The following is a 25,196-nucleotide window of genomic DNA, read 5'->3' on the forward strand; positions in this document are numbered from 1 at the left end:
GAAAGGCGGATCGCCATGTCGTACGAACAGTCAGGCCGCGGAGGCCTGGGGGACGGTAACGCCCTCCGCGAGGCCGAACGCCGGATCTGGCTGGCGGCCCCGCACGAGCTCGCCGACGTCGCCGAGGAGACCGTACGCAAGCTGTGCGACACCGACGCCGCGGAGATCTACCTGACCGACTACCGGATGGCCTACCTGCAGCCGGTCGCCTCCGGGCAGGCGCCGATCGCGCTGGCCGGCAGCCCCAGCGGCCGGGCCCTCGCCACCGGTGAACCCGTGCTCGAGCCGCCCGCCACGGCCTCTCCCGGCACCCGGCGGCTCCTGCATCTCCCGCTGACCGTCCTCGGCAACCGGCTCGGCATCCTGCGCATCACGCTGCCCGACATCCCGTCCGCCGAGCAGCGGACCGAACTCCTCGACCTGGCCGCGACGCTGAGCCGGGCGCTGGAGATCGCCGACCGCGCCACCGACCGCTACCGGCAGGCCCGCCGCAGGGAACGTCTGACCCTCGCCGCGGAGATGCAGTGGGAGCTGCTGCCCGGCCGCGTCGGCTCGGCCCCGGAGTACGAGTTCGCCGGTCAGCTCGAGCCCGCCTACGCGGTGGCCGGCGACAACTTCGACTGGAGCGCCGCCCGCGACACCCTCCTCATCTCGGTGACCAACGGGATGGGTGAGGGGACCGCCTCCGCACTCCTGACCCAGCTCGCGGTGGGTGCGATGCGCAACGCCCGCCGCTCGGGCGGTGACCTCCTCGAGCAGTGCGGGCTGGCCGACGAGACGATCTTCCGTCACTACGGCGGCCGGCAGCACGTCGCCACCCTGCTGCTCAGCATCGACCTGGCGACCGGTGTGGTCACCGCCGTGGACGCCGGCTCACCCGTGGTCTACCGGATCCGGGGCGGAACCGTCGAGCGGGTGCCGCTCGACCGGCAGCTGCCGCTCGGGATGTTCGGCGACACCCCGTACACCGAGGAGCGGTTCACCGTGCGGCACGGCGACCGTCTCGTCATCGTCAGCGACGGTATGCACGCCGCGCACCTGCCCGGTGCCCGCGCGGGCTATGAGGAGGAGTTCCTCATGCGCGACCTCGCCGAGTCGCGGCTCCAGCCTCCGGCGGACCTGGTCCGCACGCTGCTGCAGCGGTTCGTGGAGCGCCACCAGGGCACCCAGCTCGCCGACGACGCCGTCGTGGTCTGCCTCGACTGGAAGGGCCGTTGACGAGCCCCCGGCCTCGTACGCGATCGCGCGGGCGGGCGGTCAGCCCTGCGGGCCCGGACCGTGGTGGCGCGGTCCGCCGCCCTTGCCACCGTTCCCCGGCCCGGCACCGCCGTTCCCGCCCTGGCCGGCGTCTCCGGCGAAGGTGACGCCCGTCACGACGCCGCCCTTCGTCGTCAGTTTCGCCACCGGGTTGGTCAGGCCGAAGTTCTGGCAGGCCAGGTTGCCGAACGACTGCTGCAGCCGCATGCCCAGGAAGGTGAACAGGCTGTCGGCCGCGTCCGGCATCGGGCTGGCCTGGCCCGCCAGCAGGCGCATGTCCTTCCGCAGCCGCGCGGCCTGGACGGTGTCCATGCCGCGGCAGTACGCCGCGGGCGACTGCCCGGCGGGCAGCGGGGGCTGGTCGACCCCGGCCCGGTACAGGTTCGTCTTGGCCGTGCTCATCCGGTCGTTCACCAGGGTCATCGGGTTGTTCAGCGGGACCAGCGCGCTCGGCGTCGCCTGGTGGGCGGCGGCCTGCAGTTCGTCCAGCGCCAGGGACGTCACCACGGTACCGGGGTTGGCGAGGTCGGGCGCCGTCCACGGCGTGCAGCCGAGGGCCGGGTCGACGAAGACGTCCAGCAGCGCGTTGTCACTCGGGTTCGCGAGCGTCTGGGCGCCGGCCAGCCCGCCCTTGTTCGCCGCGGTGTTCTGCGCGATCCGTCCGTCGGCCGTCGCGAGGTAGGTCGTCTGGACGTTGTCGCTCTGGTCCTGGTCGACGAGCGCGAAGTCACGCGTCGACATGCAGGGCATGCCGTCCTTGGCCGTGCCCAGCGCCGGCACGGTCAATCTCCGGGCCCGGATCGCGGCGTTGGCGGCCCGGAAGAACGCCGGGGCGTTGCAGTGGGCGAACTGGCCGAAGACCGAGCCGCCCAGGCCGTTCACGCACCTGCCCCGCTGCAGGCCGCCTCCCGTGCCACGCAGGGTGAGGGCGTCGCCGTTGAAGCCGAACCAGATGCCCACGACGGCGCCCGCCGGGAGGGCGGGTGTCACCGGCGCGGCGGCGGGCCGCGTGCCCCGGTCCACCACCAGCGGGCTGTAAACCGACAGCTTCCCGGTCGCCGGGTCGATGATGGTCGCCTGCACGAACGCCGACTGGTTGACGTTCGCCTCGTTACACGGGCCCATCCCCGCGTTCGTGGCGGTCAGTTGGTACGGCGTGGCCAGGCCACGGGCGCTCAACGGGTCGGCGGGGACGATCAGCGTGCAGTTGGGGTCGGGATCGGCCGCTGGCGCGCCTGCGCCGCCCGTCGGAGTCGGGCTCGGGCAGGAACTCGGCGTGGTGCTCGGCCGCCTACGCGAGGCCGGTTCGGCGCTCCCGGACGCCGCGCTCCCGCTCGGGGCCGGTCCGGCCGTGCCCGCCGAACCGTCGGCGCTCGGCAGGGGGGTTCCCGCCGACGGCCGCGCGCTCGCGTCCGGGGCGGCGCTGTCGGCGGACGGCCGTCCGGCGGCGTCCGGCATCGCGGTGCCGGACGACGGCGCCGCGGCCGGTGCGACGGCGGCCGGCGCGAGCCGGGTCGCGGCCCGGGCCGCCGGGGAGGGAGCGGCGGTCCCCGGGTCCGCGCTCGACGCACCGGTGGACGGTGCGCTGCCGGGGGCCGCCGTCCCTGCCCCGGCGGAGGGGCCCGCCGCCGCGCCGCCGGGCGGGGGAACGGTCGGCGAGGCGGCGGGCGTGGCCCCGACCTTGACCTCCTCGGCGCCCTTGCGCGGGAGCCTGCGGCGGCCGGGGCCGGTCCTGGGTGGTCGGTGGGTCGGTGTGGCGCTCGCGCTCGGACAGTTGGGCGCGCCGCCGAACGCCGTGAGCCCCATCTTCGCGGTGAGGGCCACGGCCGAACCGGCGGCGAGGACCAGCGCGACCGCGAGCGGGATGAACAGGCGGAACCGCCGCGAGCGGTTCGGGTCCTTCCAGTTCGACCTTTCCAGGTACGACATTCGGTGTCCTCTCGAGAGACCGGCGAGGCTCGGGGCGTGGTCCGCGGGGATCGCTCGTGACCGTGGTCAGGGCACGCGGGGGCGACGTGTCACCATTTGGTGGAGACCCGGCTCCTCAGGCCGCCGACGACGGGAGCCTGCGAGCCGGTCGCCGCCGGTACGGGAGTCGTGGTGGGCGGCGTGGGCGGTGCCGACGGGGGCGGGGCCGGGGGTGTCACCTTCCGGAGGAAGCGCGACCCCACCACGCCGATCCGGCCGTTGTCGGCGACGACCACCACCGCGCGCGGCGGGACGACGAGGCGGACCGCCTGATGCCCCACGACGGCGACGACCGTGGTCGGGCGGCGCACGGAGACGGCCGCGCCGCGCACCCGCCGGTCGGCCGCGCGAAGGGCGCCCACGACGCGCCACCGGCTCCCGACCTTGCGCAGGACCGCGACGGAACGGCCCGCCCGCGCGTTCCGGACCGTGTATCGGGACGTCAGCGCCACGGTCGCGGGTCTGGTGCGCCGCCGGGCGGTGCCGGAGAGCCGGGCGGTGGTCTGCCCGGTGTCGTGGGAGGCGGGGTAAGCGCGGTCCTGGCCGGCATCCCGGGCCGCCGTGATGGACGGGCCGGTCCCGATCGCGGCGATCGCCACGCCCGCCGTGGCCAGCCCGGCCAGGCTCAGGCCGGTGACCTTCGTCTTTCTCTGCACGGGGTCGCTCCTTGCTCCGTCGTCCGCGGCCCCGTACGGGGACCGCCTGGCGGGACTGCCGTGCGACGTCGCGCCCCGCCTGATCCGCGATCGCGCGCCGGTAGTGCCGCTGAGGAATGTAGGGAGCGGCCAGGGCCCGCAGGGCTCATCGGCGGCCGTGTTCGAATCTCGTAATATTTCGCGGCCGACCGCACCGGCGGCGTCGCTCGCGCCGTGACCTGCGGCGACGCGCCGTACATGTCACGCTCCGTACGGGACCGCGGACAGCGGGAGCCGCACCTCGAACCGGCAGCCGTGGTCGGTGTTGCGCACCTCGACCGCGCCGGAGTGCGCCTCGACGATGCCGCGTACGATCGCCAGGCCCAGGCCCGCCCCGGAGTCGGGTTCGGGCGTACGGGCGGCGGTGCCGCGCCAGGCGACGTCGAAGACACGGCCCAGGTCGTCGGGCGGGATGCCGCCGCACGCGTCGGACACCGCCAGAACCGCGTGCTGGTGACGCCGGCCGGCCTCGACGAGCACCGAACCGGCCGAGGGCGTGTGCCGGATCGCGTTGACCACCAGATTGGTCAGCGCCCGCGAGAGTTCCCGCACGTCCGCCCGTACGACGACCGGGTCGCCGACCTCGGCGCCCAGCAGGACGCCCTGCGCACGGGCGAGCGGATTGGTCCCGGCGACCGCCTGGTCGACCAGGTCGGCCAGGGTGACCCACTCCGGAGAGAGGGCGAGCGCCCCGGCGTGGATGCGGGACAGCATGAACAGGTCGTCGACCATGCCGGACAGACGGTCGACGGCGAGCCGCATCTGCGTGTGGTAGCGGGCCGGCTCGGGGGCCACGCCGTCCTCCAGCGCCTCGACCATGGCCCGCAGCCCGGCGAGCGGCGTCCGCAGGTCGTGGGAGACCCAGGCGACGAGTTCCCGGCGGGAACGTTCGAGGCCGCGCTCCCGCTCCCGTGCCTGGGCGAGCCGCGCGCTGGTGAGGCTGAGCTCCCGGCTCAACTCGCCCATCTCCGCCGTCGACAGGCTCCCGTCGGCCCCGGGCGCGGCCCCGTGCCCCAGAGCCCGCACGGCGCGGCGCAGCGTACGGCTGTCGGCGACCATGGCGCGCGCCAGCAGCAGGGCCATCGCCGAGGTGACGATCCCGGAGGCGACGCAGACGGTCAGGAGGACGCCGAAATCCTCCGGAGAGATGAACATCTCCTGCGCGGCGACGACGGTACCCGTCACCATGGCCAGCACGCTGGACACCGCCAGCGCGAACAGCGCGAGCCGCAGGGACCGGCCGCGCAGCGCCCGCATCACCGCCAGGCCGACGAGCCCGACCGCCGCGGCGGAGCCACCGCCGATCACGATGACGCAGACGTCGTCACTCACGCGCCCTCCTTCTGATTCACTCGCTCCGCTCGGCCATGCGCCCTCCTTCGTCGGAGGAGAGACCGGAGGCGCTGTGCTCATTGATTCACTCGCTCCGCTCGGCCATGCGCCCTCCTTCGTCGGAGGAGGGACCGGAGGCGCTGTGCTCATTGATTCACTCGCTCCGCTCGCTCATGCGCCCTCCTTCGTCGGAGGAGAGACCGGAGGCGCTGTGCTCATTGACTCACTCGCTCCGCTCGGCCATGCGCCCTCCTTCGTCGGAGGAGGGACCGGAGGCGCTGTGCTCATTGATTCACTCGCTCCGCTCGCTCATGTGCCCTCCTCCGTCGGAGGGTCGAAGCGGTAGCCGACGCCCCAGACCGTGACGATGAGCCGGGGCCGGTGCGGGTCGTCCTCGACCTTCTCGCGGAGCCGCCGGACGTGCACCGTGACGGTCGACTCGTCGCCGAACTCCCAGCCCCAGACGTGCTGAAGCAGTTCGGTCCTCGTGAAGACCTGCCCGGGACGGTCGGCGAAGAAGGCGAGCAGGTCGAACTCCCGGCTCGTCAGCGCCAGCGGCTCGTCCGCCTTGACGGCGCGGCGGCCCGCGACGTCGAGCGTGAGGTCGCCGATGGTCCGGGTCGCGGGGGCGGGCGGCGCTTCGGGCGTCTCCGCCGGGGGCGGGTACGCGCGGCGCAGTACCGACCGGGCGCGCAGCACGAGCTCCCGAGGGCTGAACGGCTTGGTCACGTAGTCGTCGGCGCCGAGTTCCAGCCCCCGTACCCGGTCGCCCTCCGTCCCGCGCGCGGTCAGCATGATCACCGGGACCGGGCCGAGTTCGCGGATCCGGCGGTACACCTCGAAGCCGTCCAGTCCGGGCAGCATCAGGTCCAGCACCACCAGATCCGGGAGGTGCGCCTCGGCCGACGCCACCGCCGACGGGCCGTCGGCCGCGCGGCGGACCCGCAGGCCGGCGCGGGTCAGATACGCGGTGACCACCTCGGCCACCATCGGATCGTCGTCGACGACCAACACCTCGGCGGGGTTGTCCACGGTCCGGAGTGTAAGGACGAGCTATCCGGATAGCGGGCGTTTCGCCCGATTCGGTGGTGGACGCGGGCCGGCGGCACCGCCCCTCCCGCCGGCGCGACGCCCCGTGCCGGGGACCGGGCATCCCCCGCGTCGGCGAGAGGACGCGGGCCGGGGGCGCGACGCACCGTCCATCGGCGGGACGACGCGGCCCGAGAGCGCCCATGCGCCCACGTCGGGGCCATCGGGATCGATATGTTTCCCGTATGTCATCACTCCGGGCGAAGCTCGCCTGCCTCGTCGCGCTCACGTCCGCCCTGGCCACCGGATGCGGCGGTGACGGCGGATCCGGGAAGAACCCGCCCGGCGGGACGCTGCTCCAGCAGGCGGCCACCGCGACGCGGGCGGTGACCAGCCTGGCCTTCGCACTGCGCACCTCGGGCCATCCCGATCTCAAGGTCGACAGCGCGGACGCGAAGCTGCTGCGCAACGGCGACGCCCAGGGGTCGGCCAAGACCACCCAGCTGGGCCTGTCGATCCAGCTGGACTTCGTCGTCCTCGGCAAGACCGCCTATCTGCGCGGCCTGACCGGAGGATGGCAACAGCAGCCGCTGTCCCGGGTGGCGGGGATCTACGACCCGTCCGCCGTGCTCGACCCGAACCGCGGGCTCGTGCCATTGCTGTCCACCGCGAAGAACGCCAGCACGAAGGGCCGGCAGAAGGTCGCCGGGCAGGACTGCTACCAGGTCGACGCGACGCTCGCGAAGGAACCGCTGTCGCGGCTCGTCCCCGGCATCACGGCCGACACGCCCGCGGAGCTGTCCATCTCCAAGGCCGACCACCGCGTGCTGAAGGCCGACGTGAAGGTGCCCGCGAAGAGCGGCGACAAGCCCGGCACGGCCACGGTCACCTTCACCGACTTCAACAAGCCCTTCTCGATCACCGCCCCGGCCAAGTGAACCTGAGGCGGCCGGGCGGATCCCGGCGGATCGCCCTCGGCGTCGGCGGCGTGGTCGTCCTGCTCGCCGCCATCGACGCGTACGTCGTCGTGACCGTCCTGGTGACGATGGTCGGCGACCTCGGCGTTCCGGTGAACCACATCGAGCACGCGAGTCTGGTCGTCACGGCCTTCCTGCTCGGTTATGTGGCGGGCATGCCGCTGCTCGGCATGCTGTCCGACCGGTTCGGCCGTCAGGTCATGGTGCAGGCGTGCCTGGCGGGATTCGCCGCGGGCTCGGCCGTGACGGCGCTGGCCGGCTCCCTGCCCGTCCTGATCGCCGGGCGTGGGATCCAGGGCCTCGCCGGCGGGGCCCTGCTGCCGATCACGATGGCGCTGGCGGGCGACCTGTGGGACGAGCGGCGCCGGTCCACCGTGCTCGGCGCGGTCGGCGCGCTGCAGGAACTGGGCAGCGTCCTCGGCCCGCTGTACGGGGCCGGGGTGGCCGCGCTGGTCGGCTGGCGCGGCATCTTCTGGATCAACATCCCGATCACGCTGCTCGCCATGGCGGCGGTCTGGTGGGCCGTGCCACGGGGACGCCCGTCCACATCGACGCGCGTCGACGTGATCGGGGGCCTGCTGCTGGCCGGCGGGCTGGGTCTGCTCGTCGCCGGCCTGTACAACCCGGACCCGCAGCGGTCGGCGCTGCCCTCGTGGGGAGTGCCGTGCGTCATCGCCGGAGTCGTCGTGATCGCCGCGTTCGCGGGCTGGGAGGCGCGGGCCCGGACCCGGCTGCTCGACCTGCGCGGCGCCCGGCGCGGCGGGCTGTTCGCCGTCCTCGGCGTCAGCCTGCTGTCGGGAGCGGCCCTGATGATCACGCTCGTCGACGTCCAACTGATCGCGCAGACGCTGTTCGGCCGGAACTCGACCGGCGGTGCCTTCCTGCTCGCCCGCTTCCTCGTCCCGCTGGCGGTGACCGCGTTGGCCGGCGGGCTGCTCGCCCGGCGGTGCCCCGAACGCTGGATCGTCGCCGGCGGCATGCTCGTGGCCGCCGGCGGCTACGCCCGGATCGCCGCCTGGCCGGTACGGGCCGAGGGTCTCCGTTACGACCTGGGGCTGTTCGCCGTCTCCCGGGTCGGCGTGGACCTCGCCGTCGCCGGACTGGGTCTGGGCCTGGTGATCGCGCCGCTGTCGTCGGTGGCGCTGCGGGCCGTCCCGGCCGTACGGCACGGCGTCGTGTCGGCCGCCGTCGTGGTCGCCCGGATGATGGGCATGCTGCTCGGCGTTGCGGGCCTGAGCGCCTGGGGTTTCTTCCGTTTCCACGCGCTGACCGCGCACCTCGTCACACCGCTGCCGATCGGCGTGTCGTCGGCGGAGTTCGCCCACCGCATGGCCGCCTACCTGGCCGCGGTGAAGGCCGCCCTGCACACCGAGTACGCCGACGTCTTCTGGGCGACCGCCGGGGTGTGCGTCCTCGCGGCCGTCCTCGGCCTGGCGGTCGGCGGCACCGCCCCGGACGCCGTGAACGAGCCCGTCGAGGACCCGTCCGTCCCGGTCTCCGCCGACCCGCCGTCCGCCTGACCGCGCGGTCCCCGGGTCACTCGGTCGCGACGGGCGTGCTGTCGCCGCCCTGGTCGTACACCGCCTCCGGCACGGAGTTCACGTCGGTGGCCTTCACCGGGTGGGCGTGGTCGAAGACCCCGGTGAAGTTGGCGGCGTACCGGTCCTCCATCGCGCCGTCCGCGATGGTGATCATCGCCTCGTCGTGCGCGTGGAAGCCGACCTCGGTGTAGTTGGGGCTGCCGGTGAAGACGACCTTCTGCCGGGTCCCCTGGTAGCCGCCGTCGATCAGCAGGTACTTCGAGTGCGCGTAGACGTTGGCGTTCTCCGACAGGTAGCGGATCTCGGGGTTGCCGTTACGGCCGCCCGGTTTCGTCAGCCGGCGGGCGACCCGCCGGCCGATCTGGTCGAAGACCACCTGCACGCGGCAACCCTCGTCGTCGAGCTTCCAGAGCTTCGCGGCGATCGGCTTCCACGTGAAGTGGCCCACGCTCAGCCGCACGCGCGTGCCGCCGGCGCAGGACACCTTGTCGAGGGCGTCGCTGATCGGATCGCCCTTCGCCCACGGGAAGAAGTCGAGCCGGTACGCCCCGGCCTGCACGGTGCGGTGGTAGTCCCCGGTCGCGTGCTGGGCGGCGAGGTCCTGGAAGTAGCGCAGGTAGGCGGCGTGCACCGCGGTGTCCTGGATGGTGAGCGCGTCGTTCCACTGGGTGTCGCGAGCGCCGTCCGTGGCGTTGGCCGAGGTCTGCACCACGACGTCCTTGGCACCCAGCGTCGAGGAGAAGAGGAAGAACTTGTTGTGGTTGAAACTGGGGCCGATGCAACCGCGGTCCCGGCGACAGGTGACGACCCAAGACCGCTTCTTGGTGTTCGTCCCAAGGCCGGCATGCAGCTTCTTGTACGCGGCGTAGGCCGTCGACTCGTGATCGAGCACGACCTGGACGTGGACCTTGCGCCGGCTGGCCGCGACCAGTTGCCGGGCGGTGTCCAGGCTCGCGAAGTGGTACATCGCGATGGCGATCGTCTCCCCGGCCGGCGTCCCGGCGATCAGCCGGGCGACCTGGTCGGCGATCGCGTCCCGCTTGGCGGAGCCGGCCTGGGGCGAGTTGAAGGTGGGTCCCGGCCGGACGACCGAGGCACCCTTCCCGTCCCCGCCGGGCTGCCCGGCGACCGGCCCGGGAGTCGCCCTTGGAGTCCGGCCGGAGGCCGCCCGCGCGGCGAGCCCGGGCGGCACCACCCCGGCCGCCAGTCCGCACACGGTGAGCACCGCCACCCTCGCCGTCCACCGCATCGTCACGAGTACTCCTGTTCTGGGGACCCGGGCGAAGAAACCGCAGGTCAGCGCCCAAGTGCCGGGAATCGTACAGGAACGGACATCCGGCAATCGAGGTCCAGAACAGGACAAAAAGGTAAAAATTGTCGGCGATACTCCCGGGCCGGGAAGATCTTTCAGGAACTCGGCAAAAGTACTTCTCCGCCGTGATGTCGAGAACCCCTCGGCGGCTCCGACTCTCCCGTGACGGCGCCCGCCGGAGACGCCACGACGAACCGAGGAGCTCGCCATGCGAAAGATCGTTTACTGGGTCCACGTTTCGATCGACGGGCACGTCGCGGGGCCGGGCGGAGCGTTCGACTGGCCGACGGTGGGTCCGGAACTGTTCGGCTACTCGAACGCGATGAACGAGCAGGTCGACACCCTCCTGTACGGGCGCGTGGTCTGGGAGGGCATGGCCTCCTACTGGCCGACGGCGGACGCCGACCCCACCACCGCCGACGACCACGCCCGGACGTTCGCGCCCTACTGGCGCCGAACCCCGAAGGTCGTGATGTCCCGCACCCTGGACAAGGCCGACCATGGCGCCCGCGTCATCGGGAAGAACCTCCCCGAGGAGGTCGCGGAACTGAAGCGGCAGCCGGGCCGGGACATCCTGCTGACCGGCGGTTCGGAGGCCGCCGCGTCACTGACCGAACTCGGCCTGCTCGACGACGTTCGCGTCGTCGTCCACCCCGTCGTCCTCGGCGGCGGCCCGCGGCTGCTCCCGGGCCTGAAGGACCGCCTCAACCTGACACTCGTCGACTCGCGCACCTTCGACGGCGCATCCGTCCTCCTGCACTACGAGCGCCGGCACTGACGTCCTGACCGGCCGGTCCTCCGCGCTGATCACTGGCGGATGCCGCCACCTATCGACAGCATCCGCCAAGGATCACGGCCGACCACTTCCCGCGCACTCGGGGCCGGGCGCAAGGCTCGGCGAAAACTCGCTCTGCCGGTTGGTTCGTCCTGATAGAAGACCGGCTTCCGGTGGCTTCACCGAGCCTTACGTCCGGTGGCCTTCGCCGCTGGGCTCGCGGCGAAGGCGGGCATCTCCGTCGCCGGGTGATCGACCGCTCTCGCGGTGACGTGGGTAACAGGGTTCTGCCCTTGCTCTCGGCGGGCGGTGGGCGCACGCTCGGGGCATGAGACGCGGATGTTCATGCGGTCACGGCTCCAGCTGCTCCTGCTCCAAGGGATGCTCCTGCGGCTGCAACGGCTGACCCGTCGTTCGGCCGACTGACGGCCCTCGGCCGTGCGCCCGCGTCAGGGGGCCACGGCCGGCAGGGCCGTGTCACGCCGGGTCTGCTGCCATGCGGCGTTCGGGCAGGCGGTGGTCTGGCACGGACAGTCCAAGTGGTCGTTCGGTTCGCCCAGACCACGCCTGCTCCACGAGAGCCGGTTGCCGCGCAGCCTGAACGCGCGCGGTGGCGTGCGCCGTCAGGCGATCCAGCCGTTGACGCGTGCGCGGTGGAGGGCCTGACGGGCCGGGGCGCCGTCGAGCATCTCCAGGCCCCTGATGGCCCAGAACCGCAGCGACTCGTCGTCGTTGTCGAGCTGGTCGGCCAGGAACGCCAGCGCGTCGGGTGACCGGGCCTCGGCGACGAGTTCGAGCAGCAGGCAGCGCAGGTCGTCGTCCCGCTCCTGGCCGAACGCGACGACGATGTCGTCGACGTACGCGTCCGCGTGCTCGCGCAGGAAGTCGAAGCCCTGCGCGCGGAGCGCCGGCTCCGGGCTCCGCATCGACTCCAGGGCCCGTTCAACACGCTGGTTCGCCATCAGGTCATCCTCGGCACCGGGTGGTCATGACGGACCGCATCGTAGAGGCATCCTCTGACGATCACCCGCCTCCCCCGGCGTTCCGGGCAGGGATGGTCATCGAGCATCATGGAAGGGTGACTGGGGCGGAGAACGAGGGCGGTCGGTCCGTCGGCGGACACGGTGGGACGGTGCTCCTCGGAGCGGATCCGACGTTCGACACCGCCTTCGCGATGCTGGTCGACCTGGTCGCCGACGGTGACGTCGTGGTCCTCAGCGGAGCCGGCCTGTCCACCGAGTCCGGGATCCCCGACTACCGGGGAGAGACCGGGCGCCGCCGGCGGGCCGAGCCGATGACGTACCAGACCTTCGTCGGCAGCGAGGCGGCCCGCCGCCGCTACTGGGCGCGCAGCCACCTCGGGTGGCGGCACGTCGCGCGGGCCGCGCCCAACCCCGGCCATCGGGCAGTGGCCGAGCTGCAGCGTCGTGGTCTGGTCGTCGGCGTCATCACCCAGAACGTCGACGGCCTGCACCAGGCCGGCGGCGCCCGTGACGTCATCGAACTGCACGGCAGCCTCGACCGCGTCCTCTGCCTCGGATGCGGTCGGCGCACCCCGCGCGAGGCGCTGGACGACCGCCTGCACGCGGCCAACCCCGGCTGGGACGGCGAGGCCACCGTGATCAACCCGGACGGCGACGCCGCCCTCGACGACGACCGGATCGACTCGTTCACCACGGTCGACTGCCTGGACTGCGGTGGCGTGCTGAAGCCGGACGTCATCTTCTTCGGCGAGAACGTCCCGCGCCCGCGCGTCGACGACTGCTACGCCCTGACCGAACACGCGGGCACCCTGCTCGTTCTCGGGTCCTCGCTGACGGTGATGTCCGGATACCGGTTCGTCCGCCGGGCGGCGGAGCGGTCGATACCGGTCGCGATCGTCAACCGCGGCGTCACCCGGGGCGACGCCGAGGCGCTGCTGACCCTGGACGCCCCCCTGGGCGCGACCCTCACCGCGCTCCTCCGCGAGCTGGGTCCGCGCTGAGGCCTTGTCCGCTCCCGTTCGCCGAACGTAGACGAACTACGCCATATGGTGATGGTGCGGGATGTCACCCAGCGAGACCGTTGCGTCATGGAATGGCGCTTAATCGGGATGGCGGTCGGCTGCCTGCTGCTGGCCGGGTGCGGTGGGACGTCCCGGAAGCCCGTCGCCGCGACGAGTCCGCCTCCCGTGGTCGGCTCATCCACGGCGGCTCCCTAGGACTCCGCGGATCCCGCGAGCCCGTCGGCGGGGGACTCGTCCCCCGCCGCCTCCCCCGGGCCGAGTGACGACGGCTCCGGGGACGCCTCCTCACCCGCCGGCTCCTCGCCCGTCGGGTCCGCGGACCTCGCGGGGACGTACCGGGTCGCGCGGGTCACCGCGTTCGCGCAGTACCAGGGGAACCCGGCCTGGATCCCGTCCGAACGTTCCCGGGTGGCCGACGCCGTCTGGGAGTTCGGCCGGGACGGAACGTTCGCGTTCACCACCTCGGACGTCCGCACCGACCTGTTCCCGCTGCACGGCACCTACCAGGTGAACGGCTCGACGCTCGCGTTCTCCGCGCACGGCGCGGCCGCCAACGCCGGAGGCAGCGCCCACGCCGAGCTGGTCGGGACGATGGACCTGTCGGCGGATCCCCGCGTCGTCCGGTTCAGGCTCATCACCGGCGCCGGGTACGGCGCGGTGGTGGACGACCAGCGCTTCAGCTCGGCGAGGGGCGCGGCGTACGGCGGCACGGTCGCCGTCGCCACCGGGTGACGGAGGAGAATCGCACGTGGACACCGTCGCGGAATGGGCGGAGCGCATCGCCCGGAGGGTCGCCCCGGACGAGATCGACTTCGCCGCCGATGTGGGCGAGGCCTACGCGGCCGGAGACGGCGCCCGGCGGGCCCTCTTCGACCGGCCGGGCACGGAGCCGGGCGGGTTCGGGCCGGGGAGCGCCGCCGGTGAGCTGCCCGTCGTCCTCGCGGCTCTGGCGGACACCGGACGATTCATCGTTCACGCGCTGAGCACCCAGGACGTCGGGAATCTCGTCGCCGTCGCGAGCCTGCTGGTCTCACTGCGCGGGGCCCGGCGGCCGCCCGCCGATGCCCCGGATGACGCGCGCACGGCGCTGACCCGGGCGTACGTCGAGCTGCGCGACCGGCTCCGGGCCGTCGGCCTCCCGCCCGACCGGGCCGAGCACCTGGCCCGCGAGATCCTCGAGGAGATGGTCACCGACGCCGTGGGCGCCGAGGACTTCCTCCGTCGCCTGGACGGCGGACGGCGTTGACCCGACGGGGCGTCGACACCGCGACACCCCCGTGGATCTGGCTGTTCCTCATCGGGTACCTCGCCATCGGCGTCCCCGACTCGATCGGTGCGTGGCATCGGCAGCTCGCCGACTACAGCGGTCACGGGTCGGTGTCCCCCGCGCTCACCTCCCTCGCCTCCTTCACCCTCCTGAAGATCTTCGCCGCGGTGGAGTTGCTTCCGGTCGCCTTCCTCACCGCCGGGGTGGCGGGCGTCGCGCTGCCCGCCGTGCGCGCACGCTGGGTGGAACGGAGGTCCGGCCTCGTCCCCGACGACCGGCCGGTCATGGCCGAGATGCGACGTTTCGTCCAGGCGTACGCGCCGGGCGTGGAGCTACGGGCCACCCTCCGGCCGGGACGGCTCGCCCGTGTCTACCCGGTCGGGCTCCGGCGCGCCCGGATCGCGGTGTTCCAGCCGATGGCCGCCCTGTGGCGCCGGGACCGCGCGGCCGCCCAGGCCGTGCTCCTGCACGAGATCGCACACGTACGGCAAAGGGACCACCTGATCGTCGGACTCGGCAGCCCCTTCCCCTGGCTGGTGCGCGTCTGGGCGCCGGCGTTCCTCCTCGCCGAGATCCTGCCCGCGACCATCTTCTTCACGCTGCGGCCGAACCTCGTTCGCCGCGCTGGTCGTCAAGCTCGCCGTCACGATCGTCGCCGCGACGCCCGCATTCCTCATGATCGGGAACTCCGTGCCGGACACGGCGCTGGAATTGACGCGGGGCATCCGCGCCTTCCTCGTCGACGGCCGTCCGCTCTTGGTCGTCGCCCTGGCGCTCCTGGCGACGTGGCCGCTGCTCGCCCCTCGATGGACGCGCGGCTGGTCGCCCGGCACACCGCCCGGATGTCCGGCCCGCTACCCGCTGTACCTCGTCGGCGCGATCGCACCGGCGCTGCTCCTGATGGCCTCACTCGTCCCCCGGCCCTGAGGACGGGCGGCATCGGCGACGGCGTCGTCATCGCCGCTGGCCGGGACCGGCGAACACGGTGAGCGCGCCGAGCCCGAGGTAGACGGCGCCGGTCACGTACCGCTGCCTGCGCTGGAAGGCCCGGCTGCCGCGCAGCCGGTGCCCGACCGATCCGGCCACGACGGCGTACGCGATGTCGGACACGAGTCCGATGAGGGCCGTCGTGCATCCCATGACGACGATCTGCGCCGGCACCGCCCCTATCCGCTCGTCCACGAACTGCGGCAGGAAGGCCAGAAAGAACAGGATCACCTTCGGGTTCAGGAGATTGACCAGCACTCCGTCGAGGTAGACACGGCGGAGCGGCCGTGGTTCCAGCACCGGCCCGTCGTGGTCTCCGCTCCGCAAGGCCCGTACGGCAAGGTAGACCAGGTAGGCGGCGCCCGCGTAGCGCAGCGCCCCGAACGCCGTCGCCGAGGCGGCCACGAGCGCGGACAGGCCGGCGGCCGCCGCGGCGACATGCACCAGTGTGCCGGTCTCGACGCCGAACGCCGAGGCGATGCCGGCTCGGCGTCCTTCGCCCACGCTCCGCGTCGTGATGTACAGGTGGTTCGGCCCGGGGATGGCGACGAGAGTGAGCGACGCCAGCAGGAACAGGATCGGATGTGTCACCGCACGCACGTTAGGCCGGGCACCGGCCCGGCCCCAGATCCAATCACCGCCGTGGAAACCGGACCATCCGCGCGACCGTCCTAAGTAAGGACGATCAAGGCCCAGGAGGTTCCGATGAACCAGGCGTTCGACATCGTGCTGCGCGGCTACAACCGCCGCCAGGTCGACGAGTACCTCCGGCGGCTCGCGCAGGAGCCCGCCGGAACGACGCCCCCTCCCGTCTTCGACATGGCGCTTCGGGGTTACGACCGCCGCCAGGTGGATCGGTATCTCGCGGAGAGCGGGGCCCCGGCGAGCCCCCCGGACGACGGACAAGGGCTCCTCGGGGATCTCTTCGGTCCCTGAGCGCCGGACAGCCGGCGGCGGCCGTGGAGCGGCTCACCTCGCGCCGCGGGCGGAGTGCTCCTCGTCCGCGGTGTGGGGGTAGGTCCCGCCGAGGATGTTCTCCCGGCCCCACGCGCCGAGAGGGGCGAGCGCGGTGTTCAGCGAGACGCCGAGCGGGGTCAGGGAGTACTCCACGCGGGGCGGCACCTCGTCGTACGCCTCGCGGTGCACGATGCCGTCCTCCTCGAGTTCGCGCAGGTGCGAGGCGAGGACCTTCTCCGTGACGCCCGGCAGGTGCCGGCGCAACTCGCCGAACCGGCAGGGGTGCTCGTTGAGGGCCCAGAGGATGAGCACCTTCCACTTCCCGCCGATGACGTCCATCGCCGCGTCGATGCCGCAGACGTAGGCCCCGGGCCTTCGCACGGTCGCCAACTCTCCACCCCTCCTGCCTGCTCGCTTACCCGGAGGTGACCACCCACCTCGAAGTGCGTACTTGTTCACCTTTGGGCCGCCCACGAGCCTAACCAGCATGAACTCGAACAGAACCCCTCTCACAATTCTCGGGCTCGGCACCATGGGCACCGCGCTCGCCCGCGCCTGGCTCGCCGCCGGACATCCGCTCACCGTGTGGAACCGCACCGCCGCCCGGGCCGAACCGCTCGCCGCCGCGGGCGCGACGGTCGCCGCCACCGCCGCCGAGGCCGTCGCCGCGAACGACCTCGTCGTGGTCTGCCTGCTCGACGACGCCTCGGTCGGCACGGCCCTCGCGGACACGGACCTCACCGGCAAGGACCTGGTCGACCTCACGACCGGCACGCCCGGCCAGGCGCGGACGCGTGCCGAGTGGGCGCGGTCGCGCGGTGCCCGCTTCCTGGACGGCGGGATCATGGCGGTCCCGCCGATGGCCGGAGTGCCCGGCGCCGGCGGCTATGTCCTCTACAGCGGCTCCCACGCGCTGTTCGAGGCGCGGCGGGACATCCTGGAGGTGCCGCTCGGCACCCGGTACGTCGGCGCGGACCCCGGCTTGGCGGCCCTGCACGACGTGGCCCTGCTGAGCGCGATGTACGGGATGTTCGCGGGGGCCGCGCACGCGTTCGCGCTGATCCGCGGGGAGGACGTCGCGCCGAAGGAGTTCGCGTCGCTGCTCGCGGGCTGGCTGACCGCCATGACCGCCTCGGTGCACGGAACGGCCGAGCACCTGACGAGCGGCGACTACACCGAGGGCGTCGTCTCGAACCTCGCCATGCAGGTGGCGGGCACGGCGACGCTGCTGCGCACGGCCGAGGAGCAGGGGGTGAGCCCCGAGCTGCTCGCCCCGTACGTCGACCTGATGAAGCGCCGCCTCGCCGACGGGCACGGTGACGAGGACACCACGGGCGTCATCGATCTGCTCACCCGCCGGACCGCGCCCGTCGGCTGAGTTTCGCGCACGGGCCGGCGGAGGTCCGTCCCGAATGTCGGCGGGCGCCGATAGCGTCGAGCATGTGATCGAACGGGTGGGGCGGGATCGTACGCACGACGCGCCCGGCCGGCACGCCACCGGCGACGACGCGCCGGCGGGGCCCCCGAAGACGGCCCCGCAGCGCGAGCGGCGGGTCGCCGCCGGGCTCGAGGAGCTCGACCGGTGGCTGCGGGACCAGGTGACCGAGGGCCTCGCACACCACCACCGCGCCCCGTTCTCGGTGTGGGACGACGTCGCGCGCCGGCTGGTCGACGCCCAGGCCGGCGCGCCGGCGTCCCGGGTGCGTGAGCTCGGCGCGCTCCCCGCCGACGGTCGGCCCGAGCGCTTGCTGGAGGAGTACGCCCTGCTGCGGCTGCTGGTCACGGCCTTCCGGCGCCGCGACGAGCTGCCCGAGCCGCTCCGGGCCACCGTACGGTCGCGGGTCGGCTTCACGGTGAGCCAGGAGGAGGTCCTGGCCGGCGACACGGTGCGGGACCACTGGTACGTCGCGGGGAGCCGTGACGTCGAGCAGGACCGGCTCGTCACCCGCCGCGTCTGGCTGCGCGGTCAGGACACCGGGCGGTCCGCGCTCGTCCTGTCCTTCGCCGCGCCGGGGCGGGCGCTGGACGCCTCCCTCACCGTCGGCGACACGCTCGACGCCGAGCTGGCCTTCCACCCCGGAGCGCTGCCGCTGCGCGCGCTCGTGGCCGCCCGCCACGCCGGGTCCGTACGCCGCCCGCCGCGCGGCACGACCGTGGCGGGCCTGCTCCGCGAGTACGCCGACGCGCTGGCCCGCGATCCCTGGCTGGAGCGGTGGCCGGCCGTGCTGGCCGACGCACGGCCCGCCCGGGACGCGGTAGGCGGTCCCTGCCTGGTCGACGCGGACGGGGCCGCGCTCCCGCTGCGCGCGGCCGACGTCTGGCGGCTGTGGGCCGTCTCCGGCGGACGGCCGCTCACCGTCTCCGGTGAGTGGTCCCCGCGCGGCCTGGTGCCGCTGTCCGCGTGGCAGGCGGACGAAGGGACCGTGATCCTGTGAGCGCCCGGAGACGGCCGCCACGCGGACCCGTACCGCCCTCCCCGTGGCACGCGGGAGAAGGGACCGTGGCTCCGTGAGCGCCTGGAACGAGCACGTGAGCGCCGCGCTCCTGGGGACGCGACGGCGGCCGGTGCCGCCGCTCGATGAGGCGCCCGCCGGCCCGGCCGATCCGGCGGCCCGACTGCTGGACCAGGCGGCGCTGCTGACGGTGCGCAGGCGGGCGGGGTGGCGGCCGGTCACCGCGGAGCCGACCGCGCCGGCCCCGGCGGAGACCGCACCCGTCGTGTCGCCGGCCGCGGCCGACCGGTTGCGGCGGATCCTGTCCGGTGAGCACACCCGCGTCCTCGCGGAGTGGCTGGAGGCGGCCGCCCGGAGCGGCCGCAGGGTGCCGCCGCGGCTGCTCCCGGACCTGCTGCACAAGGGCCGGGCGGACCGGGCCCTGCGTCCCTCGATCGCGCGGGCCGCCGGGCGGCGGGGCGTCTGGCTGGCCATGCAGAACGTCGACTGGGCGTACCTCGTCGTGGCCGCCGGCGGCGAGGAGGTCGAGGACCCTGAGGTGTGGGAGACCGGCACCCGGGCGCAGCGCGTCGCGCACCTCCTGCGGTCACGGGCGACCGACCCGGCCGCGGCCCGCGCGACGCTGTCGTCGACGTGGCCGCGCGAGCCCGCCTCGGAGCGGGCGCGGTTCCTCGCCTCGTTCGAGCGGGGGCTGTCCCTCGCGGACGAGGCCTTCCTCGAGGCCGCGCTGGACGACCGCGGCCTGGAGGTGCGGCGCATCGCGGCCGACCTGCTGGCCCGGCTCCCCGGCTCGGCGTACGCGCGGCGCATGACCGACCGGGCGCGCGCCTGCCTGCGGGCCGAGGCCGGACCGCCGGGCGACCCGGAGCGGATCGTGGTCGCTCCGCCGGAGCGGCACGACGAGGGCATGCTGCGCGACGGCATCCCGTACCACGCCACCGAGCGCGTCGGGAACCGCGCGGGGTGGCTACGGGAGATCCTCGCCCGCACGCCGCTGTCCACCTGGACCGAGCGGTTCGGCCTGCCTCCGTCACGCGTCGCCGCGCTGCCGATCGTCGCGCCGCCGATGACCGCCGGCGCACGGTCCGCACCGGACGAGCACGGCAGGCGGGACGTCCACCTCGGATGGGCGCGCGCGGCGGCGCGACAGCGGGACGCCGCCTGGGCACGGGCGCTGCTCGCGGGCGACGTCGTGCTCGGCGACCTTCCGGCACTCGCCGGCCTGCTGGACGTCCTGCCCCACGCGGAGCGCGAGGATCACGCGGCCGCGGCGGCGCGCCGGATCGAGGGCCACGCCGACCGGCTCACCGTGCTCGAACGGGTCCCCGGGCCCTGGACCGGACCGCTGGCCGACGTGATGACCACCGCCCTGGGCGACGCCCTGGCGGATCCCGCCGCCGGGCGGCTTCCGGCCGACCTGTGCCGCCTCGCCGGCGAGCGCCTCGCCCCGGCCACCGCGCCGCGCATCGGCGAGCTCGCCCGCCGGCATCCCGGCCATCGGCCGCTGTCCGAGCTCGCCGACGTGCTGCGCTTCCGGCACGACATGCTCGAAGAGCTCCGGTGACCCGCCCGCGAGACGAACGAGGATGCGATGACGACCGGCGACGGAACACCCCCCGACGAAGGAGCCGCACCGATGACCGAGCGGAGCGAGGGAATCAATCGACACGGCACCTTGGTCACGGGGGCCGACGAAGGAGGCTCCATGACCGAGGCCGTGCTGCGCCCGCACGCCGAGCACCAGTTCGCCGATGAGCTGGCCCTCCTCGCCGAGCGGGACGACCGGCCGCGCCCGCCCGGCTGGCGGCTGTCGCCGCAGGCGGTCACGGTCTACCTCTTGGGCGGGAGGCTGCCCGACGGCGCGATCGTCACGCCGAAGTACGTCGGGCCGCGCCGCCTGATCGAGGTGGCCGTCGCCACGCTCGCCACGGACCGGGCGCTGCTCCTGCTCGGCGTGCCCGGCACCGCCAAGACCTGGGTGTCGGAGCACCTGGCGGCCGCGGTCAGCGGCGACTCGACGCTGCTCGTCCAGGGCACGGCCGGCACGGCGGAGGAGGCGATCCGGTACGGCTGGAACTACGCGCGGCTCCTCGCCGAGGGCCCCTCGGAGGACGCCCTGGTGCCGAGCCCGGTGATGCGGGCGATGCGGTCCGGGGCCGTCGCGCGGATCGAGGAGCTGACCCGGATGCCGTCCGACGTGCAGGACTCCCTCATCACGATCCTGTCGGAGAAGGCCCTGCCCGTCCCGGAGCTGGGCACCGAGGTGCAGGCGCGCAAGGGCTTCACGGTCATCGCGACCGCCAACGACCGGGACCGCGGGGTGAACGACCTGTCCAGCGCGTTGCGCCGCCGGTTCAACACCGTCGTGCTGCCGCTGCCCGCGACGACCGAGGAGGAGGTCGACATCGTCGCCCGCCGGGTCGCCCAGATCGGCACGTCGCTGGAGCTGCCGGAGACCGTCGCCGGGCTGGAGGAGATCCGACGGGTCGTCACCGTCTTCCGGGAGCTGCGCTCCGGCCGCACCGCCGACGGCCGTACCCGGCTGAAGTCGCCCAGCGGCACGCTGAGCACCGCGGAGGCGATCTCGGTGATCACCAACGGCCGGGTCCTCGCGACCCACTTCGGCGACGGGGTGCTGCGGGCCGCCGACGTGGCGGGCGGCATCGTCGGCTCGGTCGTGCAGGACCCGGTGTCGGACCGGGTGGTCTGGCAGGAGTACCTCGAGACGGTCGTGCGCGAACGCCCCGAGTGGAGCGATTTCTACCGCGCCTGCCGCGAGGTCTCCTGACCGTGACCGCCCCTGCCCACGAGCGCGTCCGGATCTTCGGGATCCGGCATCACGGCCCGGGATCGGCGCGGGCGCTCGGCCGCGCGCTGGACGAGCTGCGGCCCGACGTCGTCCTGGTCGAAGGGCCGCCCGAGGCCGACGCCATCGTCGGTCTCGCCGCCGATCCCGGCATGGTGCCTCCGGTGGCGCTGCTCGCCCACGCGGTGGACGGCGGGGACGGACGGCGGGCGGCGTTCTGGCCGTTCGCGGAGTTCAGCCCCGAATGGCAGGCGATCCGGCACGCTCTCCAGGCGGGGGTGCCGGTCCGCTTCTGCGACCTGCCCGCCGCGAATCAGCTCGCCGACGGGCCGGCCGTCGATCCCGCGGGTTCCGAGGACCTCGCGGGGCCCGGCGAGCGGCCGGACGAGCCGGACGCGCCGACCGGCTCCCGGCCCGCCGCGCCCGAGACGGTCCCCGCGCCGGACGCGCCGACCGGTTCCCGGCCCGCCGCGCCCGGGACGGTTCCGGCGGCGGGCGAGCGACCGCCCGGTCCCGGCGGTGAGCCGGGGACGGACGGGCGGCCGCCCGGCGGCGGATCGGAGCCGGCCGTACGGCTCGATCCGCTGGCCCGGCTGGCCGAGGCCGCCGGCTACGACGACCCCGAACGCTGGTGGGACGACGTGGTCGAGCACCGCGGTGGCGGCCCCGCGCCGTTCGCGGCCGTCGCCGAGGCGATGGCCGCGCTCCGGGAGCACGCGCCCGCCCTGCCGGAGGACCACCTGCGGCGGGACGAGCGCCGCGAGGCGTACATGCGCAGGACGGTACGCCGCGCGCTCAAGGAGGGCTTCGAGCGGATCGCCGTCGTCTGCGGGGCCTGGCACGTGCCCGCGATCGCCGCCGGGCTCGGCCCGTCCCGCTCGGCCGGCGCGCCCACCGCGGCGGGCGACGACCGCACGCTGCGCGGGCTGCCGACGACGAGAGTCGCGATGACCTGGGTGCCCTGGTCGTACGGCCGCCTGGCGATCCGGTCCGGCTACGGCGCGGGCGTCACGTCTCCGGGCTGGTACCACCACCTGTTCACCGCGCCCGACCACCCGATCGAGCGCTGGTTCACCGCGGCGGCGGCGGTGCTGCGGGCGGAGGACCTGCCCGTGTCGTCCGCGCACGTCATCGAGGCCGTACGGCTCGCGAACGCGCTCGCCGCCCTGCGCGACCGGCCGCTGGCGGGGCTGGCCGAGGTCACCGAGGCGGCGCTCGCCGTCCTGTGCGAGGGCGCCGAACTCCCCCTGGAGCTCATCCAGCGCCGCATGGTCGTCGGCGAGCGTCTCGGCGCCGTACCGGACGGCGCGCCGATGGTGCCGCTGCAGCGGGACCTGCGGGACGAACAACGGCGGCTGCGCTTCCAGCCGTCGGCGTCCGCCAGGGAGCTCGACCTGGACCTGCGCCGGCCCGTCGACCTCGATCGCAGCCGGTTGCTGCACCGGCTCCGGCTGCTGGGCGTCCCCTGGGGCGAGCCCGGCGCGTCCGGACGCGGCAAGGGGACGTTCCGGGAGACCTGGACGCTGGCCTGGCGACCGGAGTTCGACGTCCGGCTCGTCGAGGCCGGCGCGTGGGGCCTGACCGTACGCGACGCGGCGGCCGCGCGGGCGCGGGCGCTGGCCGCCGAGGCCACCGGCCTCGCGGACCTCACCGCGCTGGCCGAGCAGTGCCTGCCCGCCGACCTCGGCGACGCGCTGCCGGCCGTGATGGCCGCGCTCGCCGACCGGGCGGCGGCCGACACCGACGTCGCCCACCTGATGGCGGCGCTGCCCGCGCTGGTCCGTACGCTGCGCTACGGGGACGTCCGGGGCACCGCGGCCGAACCGCTCCGCACCGTCGTCGACGGCCTCGTCGTGCGCGTCTGCGTCGGGCTGCCCGCCGAGGTCACCGGACTCGCCGACGACGCGGCCCGCACGCTGCTCGACCGGGTCGACGACGTTCACGGCGCGCTGTCCCTTCTCGGCGCCGGCGAGCACACCGCGCGCTGGCACGGGACCCTGAGGGCCCTCCTCGACCGCCCCGGGCTGCACGGCCTGATCGAGGGACGGCTCACCCGGCTGCTGCTGGACGCCGGGCTGCTCGACGGCCTGGGCGGGACCGCGGGCGATGCGGACGGGACCATGCGCGGGGCGGACGGGACCACGGGCAGGGTCGGCGGGACCACGGGCGGGGTCGGCGGCCGGATGGCGCGCGCCGTCTCGGTCGGCGCCTCTCCGGCCCGCGCGGCCGCCTGGATCGAGGGGTTCCTGTCCGGCGGCGGGCTGATCCTCGTCCACGACGACCGGCTGCTGCGTCTGGTGGACGACTGGATCGCCGGGCTGCCGCCGGACTCCTTCACCGGCGTGCTGCCGCTGCTCCGCCGGACGTTCGGGACCTTCGAGGCGCCGGAGCGCCGTGCCATCGGCGAACGGGTGGCCCGGATCGGAACCGCCTCCGGCCCGGGCGCCGCCGACGACGAGGCCCTCGATCTCGACCGTGCCGCCCCGGCCGTACGCACGGTCCTCGACATCCTCGGCCCGCCGCGGGCGGATTCCGGCCCGGGAGGTCGCTCGGCGACGACCGGCCGGGGGAAGCCGCGGCCGGACGACGGGAGGGAGCGGACATGACCGCCGGTGCTGAGGCGAACGAGGAGCGGCTGCGACGCTGGCGGATGGTGCTCGGCGGCGAGGCGGCCGAGTCCACCGGCGCGGCCCTGACCGGCGACGACGCCACGATGGACACCGCGCTCGAAGCGGTGTACGGCGCGGGTGGACGGGGTGCCGGGCGGCGCGGCCGCGGCGCCGGGCTCGGCGCGTCCGCGCCGCAGGTCGCCCGCTGGCTCGGCGACATCCGGGCCTTCTTCCCGTCCACCGTCGTCCAGATCATGCAGAAGGACGCGGTCGAACGCCTCGACCTGACCCGGCTGCTCCTCGAACCCGAGATGCTGGAGGCGGTCGAGCCCGACGTCCACCTGGTCGGGACCCTGCTGTCGCTGAACCAGGTGCTGCCCGAGCGGGCCAGGGAATCCGCGCGGGCCGTCGTCCGCACCGTGGTCCGCCGGCTGGAGGAGCGTCTCGCGCGGCGCATGAGGTCGGCGGTCGACGGCGCCCTCGACCGGTCCGCGCGGCGACATCGCCCCCGACGCATCTCCGAGATCGACTGGCACCGCACCATCCGCGGGAACCTCCGCCACTACGTTCCGGCCCGCCGGACCGTCGTCCCGCACCACCTCGTCGGGTACGCCCGCCGGCGCCGGACCGTCGAACGCGACATCGTCCTGTGCGTCGACCAGAGCGGTTCCATGGCGGCGTCGGTCGTCCATGCCGGCGTGCTGGGCGCGGTCCTTGCCTCGATGCCGACGCTGCGCACCTCGCTGGTCGCGTTCGACACGTCGGTCGTGGACCTCACCGACCGGTTGCGGGACCCGGTCGAGCTGCTGTTCGGCAGCCGGCTCGGCGGCGGTACCGACATCAACCGGGCACTGGCCTACTGCGAACGCCTCATCTCCCGTCCACGCGAGACCGTCCTCGTCCTGATCAGCGACCTGTACGAGGGCGGCTCCCGCGCCGAGATGCTCAAGCGCGTCGCGGCCATGACCGCCGCGGGCACGCGGGTCGTGGCGCTGACGGCCCTGTCGGACGAGGGGACTCCCGCCTTCGACCACGCGAACGCCGCCGCGCTGACCTCTCTGGGCGTCCCCGCCTTCGCCTGCACGCCCGACGCGTTCCCCGATCTGATGGCCGCCGCCATCGAGGGCCGCGACCTGACGGAATGGCCCGAACGGGCGGATCCGGCCCGGTAGGACGGCCTGGCCGGGACGCCCGGTCGGGCGACCCGGCAGGGCGACCCGGCAGGG

23 protein-coding genes are annotated in these 25,196 nt (G+C 74.2%); 15 read left to right on the forward strand and 8 right to left on the reverse strand.

Translation table 11 applies throughout. The features are described from left to right. Positions 1 to 15: 15 nt before the first annotated feature. Entirely contained in the window at positions 16 to 1,218 is a 1,203-nt protein-coding gene (locus AB0L00_RS22715; protein ID WP_364437450.1) for a PP2C family protein-serine/threonine phosphatase, read from the forward strand. Positions 1,219 to 1,257: 39 nt separating this feature from the next. Here the strand turns inward: AB0L00_RS22715 and AB0L00_RS22720 are convergent, their stop codons facing one another. From AB0L00_RS22720 to AB0L00_RS22735, 4 genes are all read right to left on the reverse strand, one after another. Next, positions 1,258 to 3,186 carry a hypothetical protein gene (locus tag AB0L00_RS22720; RefSeq protein ID WP_364437453.1) on the reverse strand — a complete coding sequence of 643 codons (1,929 nt, stop codon included), beginning with the start codon at positions 3,184 to 3,186 and terminating at the stop codon, positions 1,258 to 1,260. Positions 3,187 to 3,275: 89 nt separating this feature from the next. Continuing rightward, complete coding sequence (locus AB0L00_RS22725) at positions 3,276 to 3,881, reverse strand: hypothetical protein (protein ID WP_364437456.1); 606 nt, start codon at positions 3,879 to 3,881, stop codon at positions 3,276 to 3,278. Positions 3,882 to 4,121: 240 nt separating this feature from the next. Further along, positions 4,122 to 5,252, reverse strand: coding sequence for a HAMP domain-containing sensor histidine kinase (locus AB0L00_RS22730; protein WP_364437459.1), 1,131 nt, complete (start codon positions 5,250 to 5,252; stop codon positions 4,122 to 4,124). Between the two features lie 309 nt (positions 5,253 to 5,561). Further along, the gene (locus AB0L00_RS22735) at positions 5,562 to 6,284 is read right to left on the reverse strand and encodes a response regulator transcription factor (RefSeq protein ID WP_364437462.1); all 723 of its coding nucleotides are present in this window, start codon (positions 6,282 to 6,284) and stop codon (positions 5,562 to 5,564) included. 242 nt (positions 6,285 to 6,526) lie between these two features. On the opposite strand from AB0L00_RS22735, the gene AB0L00_RS22740 reads away from it, so the two are divergent. Together AB0L00_RS22740 and AB0L00_RS22745 are read left to right on the forward strand one after the other, a co-directional pair. After that, positions 6,527 to 7,219 (forward strand): LppX_LprAFG lipoprotein, encoded by a 693-nt coding sequence (locus AB0L00_RS22740; RefSeq protein ID WP_364437465.1) that lies wholly within the window; start codon positions 6,527 to 6,529, stop codon positions 7,217 to 7,219. Then, a complete protein-coding gene (locus AB0L00_RS22745; protein WP_364437468.1) occupies positions 7,216 to 8,778 on the forward strand; it encodes an MFS transporter in 1,563 nt (520 codons plus the stop codon). The genes AB0L00_RS22740 and AB0L00_RS22745 overlap by 4 nt, the downstream gene beginning before the upstream one ends. 16 nt (positions 8,779 to 8,794) lie before the next feature. Here the strand turns inward: AB0L00_RS22745 and AB0L00_RS22750 are convergent, their stop codons facing one another. Continuing rightward, the gene (locus AB0L00_RS22750) at positions 8,795 to 10,048 is read right to left on the reverse strand and encodes a phospholipase D-like domain-containing protein (protein ID WP_364437900.1); all 1,254 of its coding nucleotides are present in this window, start codon (positions 10,046 to 10,048) and stop codon (positions 8,795 to 8,797) included. Between the two features lie 271 nt (positions 10,049 to 10,319). On the opposite strand from AB0L00_RS22750, the gene AB0L00_RS22755 reads away from it, so the two are divergent. Beyond that, a complete protein-coding gene (locus tag AB0L00_RS22755; RefSeq protein ID WP_364437471.1) occupies positions 10,320 to 10,889 on the forward strand; it encodes a dihydrofolate reductase family protein in 570 nt (189 codons plus the stop codon). A gap of 620 nt (positions 10,890 to 11,509) precedes the next feature. Here the strand turns inward: AB0L00_RS22755 and AB0L00_RS22760 are convergent. After that, positions 11,510 to 11,848 carry a HEAT repeat domain-containing protein gene (locus tag AB0L00_RS22760; RefSeq protein WP_364437473.1) on the reverse strand — a complete coding sequence of 113 codons (339 nt, stop codon included), beginning with the start codon at positions 11,846 to 11,848 and terminating at the stop codon, positions 11,510 to 11,512. 212 nt (positions 11,849 to 12,060) lie between these two features. Here AB0L00_RS22760 and AB0L00_RS22765 point away from each other — a divergent pair, with 212 nt between their 5' ends. The 4 genes from AB0L00_RS22765 (at position 12,061) to AB0L00_RS22780 (ending at position 15,147) form a co-directional block, all read left to right on the forward strand. After that, entirely contained in the window at positions 12,061 to 12,870 is an 810-nt protein-coding gene (locus AB0L00_RS22765; RefSeq protein WP_364437903.1) for an NAD-dependent protein deacetylase, read from the forward strand. A gap of 429 nt (positions 12,871 to 13,299) precedes the next feature. Further along, complete coding sequence (locus AB0L00_RS22770) at positions 13,300 to 13,623, forward strand: hypothetical protein (RefSeq protein WP_364437476.1); 324 nt, start codon at positions 13,300 to 13,302, stop codon at positions 13,621 to 13,623. A 16-nt stretch (positions 13,624 to 13,639) separates the two neighbouring features. Beyond that, complete coding sequence (locus AB0L00_RS22775; protein ID WP_364437478.1) at positions 13,640 to 14,137, forward strand: hypothetical protein; 498 nt, start codon at positions 13,640 to 13,642, stop codon at positions 14,135 to 14,137. Next, complete coding sequence (locus AB0L00_RS22780) at positions 14,134 to 15,147, forward strand: hypothetical protein (RefSeq protein WP_364437481.1); 1,014 nt, start codon at positions 14,134 to 14,136, stop codon at positions 15,145 to 15,147. The genes AB0L00_RS22775 and AB0L00_RS22780 overlap by 4 nt, the downstream gene beginning before the upstream one ends. On the opposite strand, the gene AB0L00_RS22785 is transcribed toward AB0L00_RS22780, so the two are convergent. Beyond that, positions 15,113 to 15,736 (reverse strand): LysE family translocator, encoded by a 624-nt coding sequence (locus tag AB0L00_RS22785; RefSeq protein WP_364437484.1) that lies wholly within the window; start codon positions 15,734 to 15,736, stop codon positions 15,113 to 15,115. The genes AB0L00_RS22780 and AB0L00_RS22785 overlap by 35 nt on opposite strands. Positions 15,737 to 15,850: 114 nt before the next feature. Between AB0L00_RS22785 and AB0L00_RS22790 the strand changes: the two genes are divergently transcribed. Further along, the gene (locus tag AB0L00_RS22790; protein WP_364437486.1) at positions 15,851 to 16,081 is read left to right on the forward strand and encodes a DivIVA domain-containing protein; all 231 of its coding nucleotides are present in this window, start codon (positions 15,851 to 15,853) and stop codon (positions 16,079 to 16,081) included. 33 nt (positions 16,082 to 16,114) lie between these two features. Here the strand turns inward: AB0L00_RS22790 and AB0L00_RS22795 are convergent, their stop codons facing one another. Continuing rightward, positions 16,115 to 16,492, reverse strand: a complete 378-nt coding sequence (locus AB0L00_RS22795; RefSeq protein ID WP_364437489.1) for a helix-turn-helix domain-containing protein — start codon at positions 16,490 to 16,492, stop codon at positions 16,115 to 16,117. A gap of 97 nt (positions 16,493 to 16,589) precedes the next feature. Here AB0L00_RS22795 and AB0L00_RS22800 point away from each other — a divergent pair, with 97 nt between their 5' ends. From AB0L00_RS22800 to AB0L00_RS22825, 6 genes are all read left to right on the forward strand, one after another. After that, entirely contained in the window at positions 16,590 to 17,480 is an 891-nt protein-coding gene (locus tag AB0L00_RS22800) for an NAD(P)-binding domain-containing protein (protein WP_364437491.1), read from the forward strand. Positions 17,481 to 17,544: 64 nt separating this feature from the next. After that, the gene (locus AB0L00_RS22805; RefSeq protein ID WP_364437494.1) at positions 17,545 to 18,537 is read left to right on the forward strand and encodes an SWIM zinc finger family protein; all 993 of its coding nucleotides are present in this window, start codon (positions 17,545 to 17,547) and stop codon (positions 18,535 to 18,537) included. A 73-nt stretch (positions 18,538 to 18,610) separates the two neighbouring features. Then, entirely contained in the window at positions 18,611 to 20,119 is a 1,509-nt protein-coding gene (locus tag AB0L00_RS22810) for a DUF5691 domain-containing protein (RefSeq protein WP_364437496.1), read from the forward strand. 141 nt (positions 20,120 to 20,260) lie between these two features. Continuing rightward, positions 20,261 to 21,343, forward strand: a complete 1,083-nt coding sequence (locus tag AB0L00_RS22815; RefSeq protein WP_364437499.1) for an AAA family ATPase — start codon at positions 20,261 to 20,263, stop codon at positions 21,341 to 21,343. A 2-nt stretch (positions 21,344 to 21,345) separates the two neighbouring features. Next, positions 21,346 to 23,967, forward strand: coding sequence for a DUF5682 family protein (locus tag AB0L00_RS22820; protein WP_364437501.1), 2,622 nt, complete (start codon positions 21,346 to 21,348; stop codon positions 23,965 to 23,967). Next, positions 23,964 to 25,142 (forward strand): VWA domain-containing protein, encoded by a 1,179-nt coding sequence (locus AB0L00_RS22825; protein WP_364437503.1) that lies wholly within the window; start codon positions 23,964 to 23,966, stop codon positions 25,140 to 25,142. The genes AB0L00_RS22820 and AB0L00_RS22825 overlap by 4 nt, the downstream gene beginning before the upstream one ends. Positions 25,143 to 25,196 lie beyond the last annotated feature (54 nt).

The sequence above is a fragment of the Actinoallomurus sp. NPDC052308 genome (assembly GCF_040679195.1).
In the GTDB taxonomy this organism is placed as follows: Bacteria; Actinomycetota; Actinomycetes; order Streptosporangiales; family Streptosporangiaceae; genus Actinoallomurus; species Actinoallomurus liliacearum.

Coding starts and splice junctions, on each gene's coding strand:
- AB0L00_RS22720 (WP_364437453.1), bottom strand. CDS start 3,186: ATGTCGTACCTGGAAAGGTCGAACTGGAAGGACCCGAACCGCTCGCGG.
- AB0L00_RS22740 (WP_364437465.1), top strand. CDS start 6,527: ATGTCATCACTCCGGGCGAAGCTCGCCTGCCTCGTCGCGCTCACGTCC.
- AB0L00_RS22790 (WP_364437486.1), top strand. CDS start 15,851: ATGAACCAGGCGTTCGACATCGTGCTGCGCGGCTACAACCGCCGCCAG.
- AB0L00_RS22760 (WP_364437473.1), bottom strand. CDS start 11,848: ATGGCGAACCAGCGTGTTGAACGGGCCCTGGAGTCGATGCGGAGCCCG.
- AB0L00_RS22715 (WP_364437450.1), top strand. CDS start 16: ATGTCGTACGAACAGTCAGGCCGCGGAGGCCTGGGGGACGGTAACGCC.
- AB0L00_RS22800 (WP_364437491.1), top strand. CDS start 16,590: ATGAACTCGAACAGAACCCCTCTCACAATTCTCGGGCTCGGCACCATG.
- AB0L00_RS22815 (WP_364437499.1), top strand. CDS start 20,261: ATGACCGAGGCCGTGCTGCGCCCGCACGCCGAGCACCAGTTCGCCGAT.
- AB0L00_RS22755 (WP_364437471.1), top strand. CDS start 10,320: ATGCGAAAGATCGTTTACTGGGTCCACGTTTCGATCGACGGGCACGTC.
- AB0L00_RS22750 (WP_364437900.1), bottom strand. CDS start 10,048: ATGCGGTGGACGGCGAGGGTGGCGGTGCTCACCGTGTGCGGACTGGCG.
- AB0L00_RS22765 (WP_364437903.1), top strand. CDS start 12,061: ATGCTGGTCGACCTGGTCGCCGACGGTGACGTCGTGGTCCTCAGCGGA.
- AB0L00_RS22825 (WP_364437503.1), top strand. CDS start 23,964: ATGACCGCCGGTGCTGAGGCGAACGAGGAGCGGCTGCGACGCTGGCGG.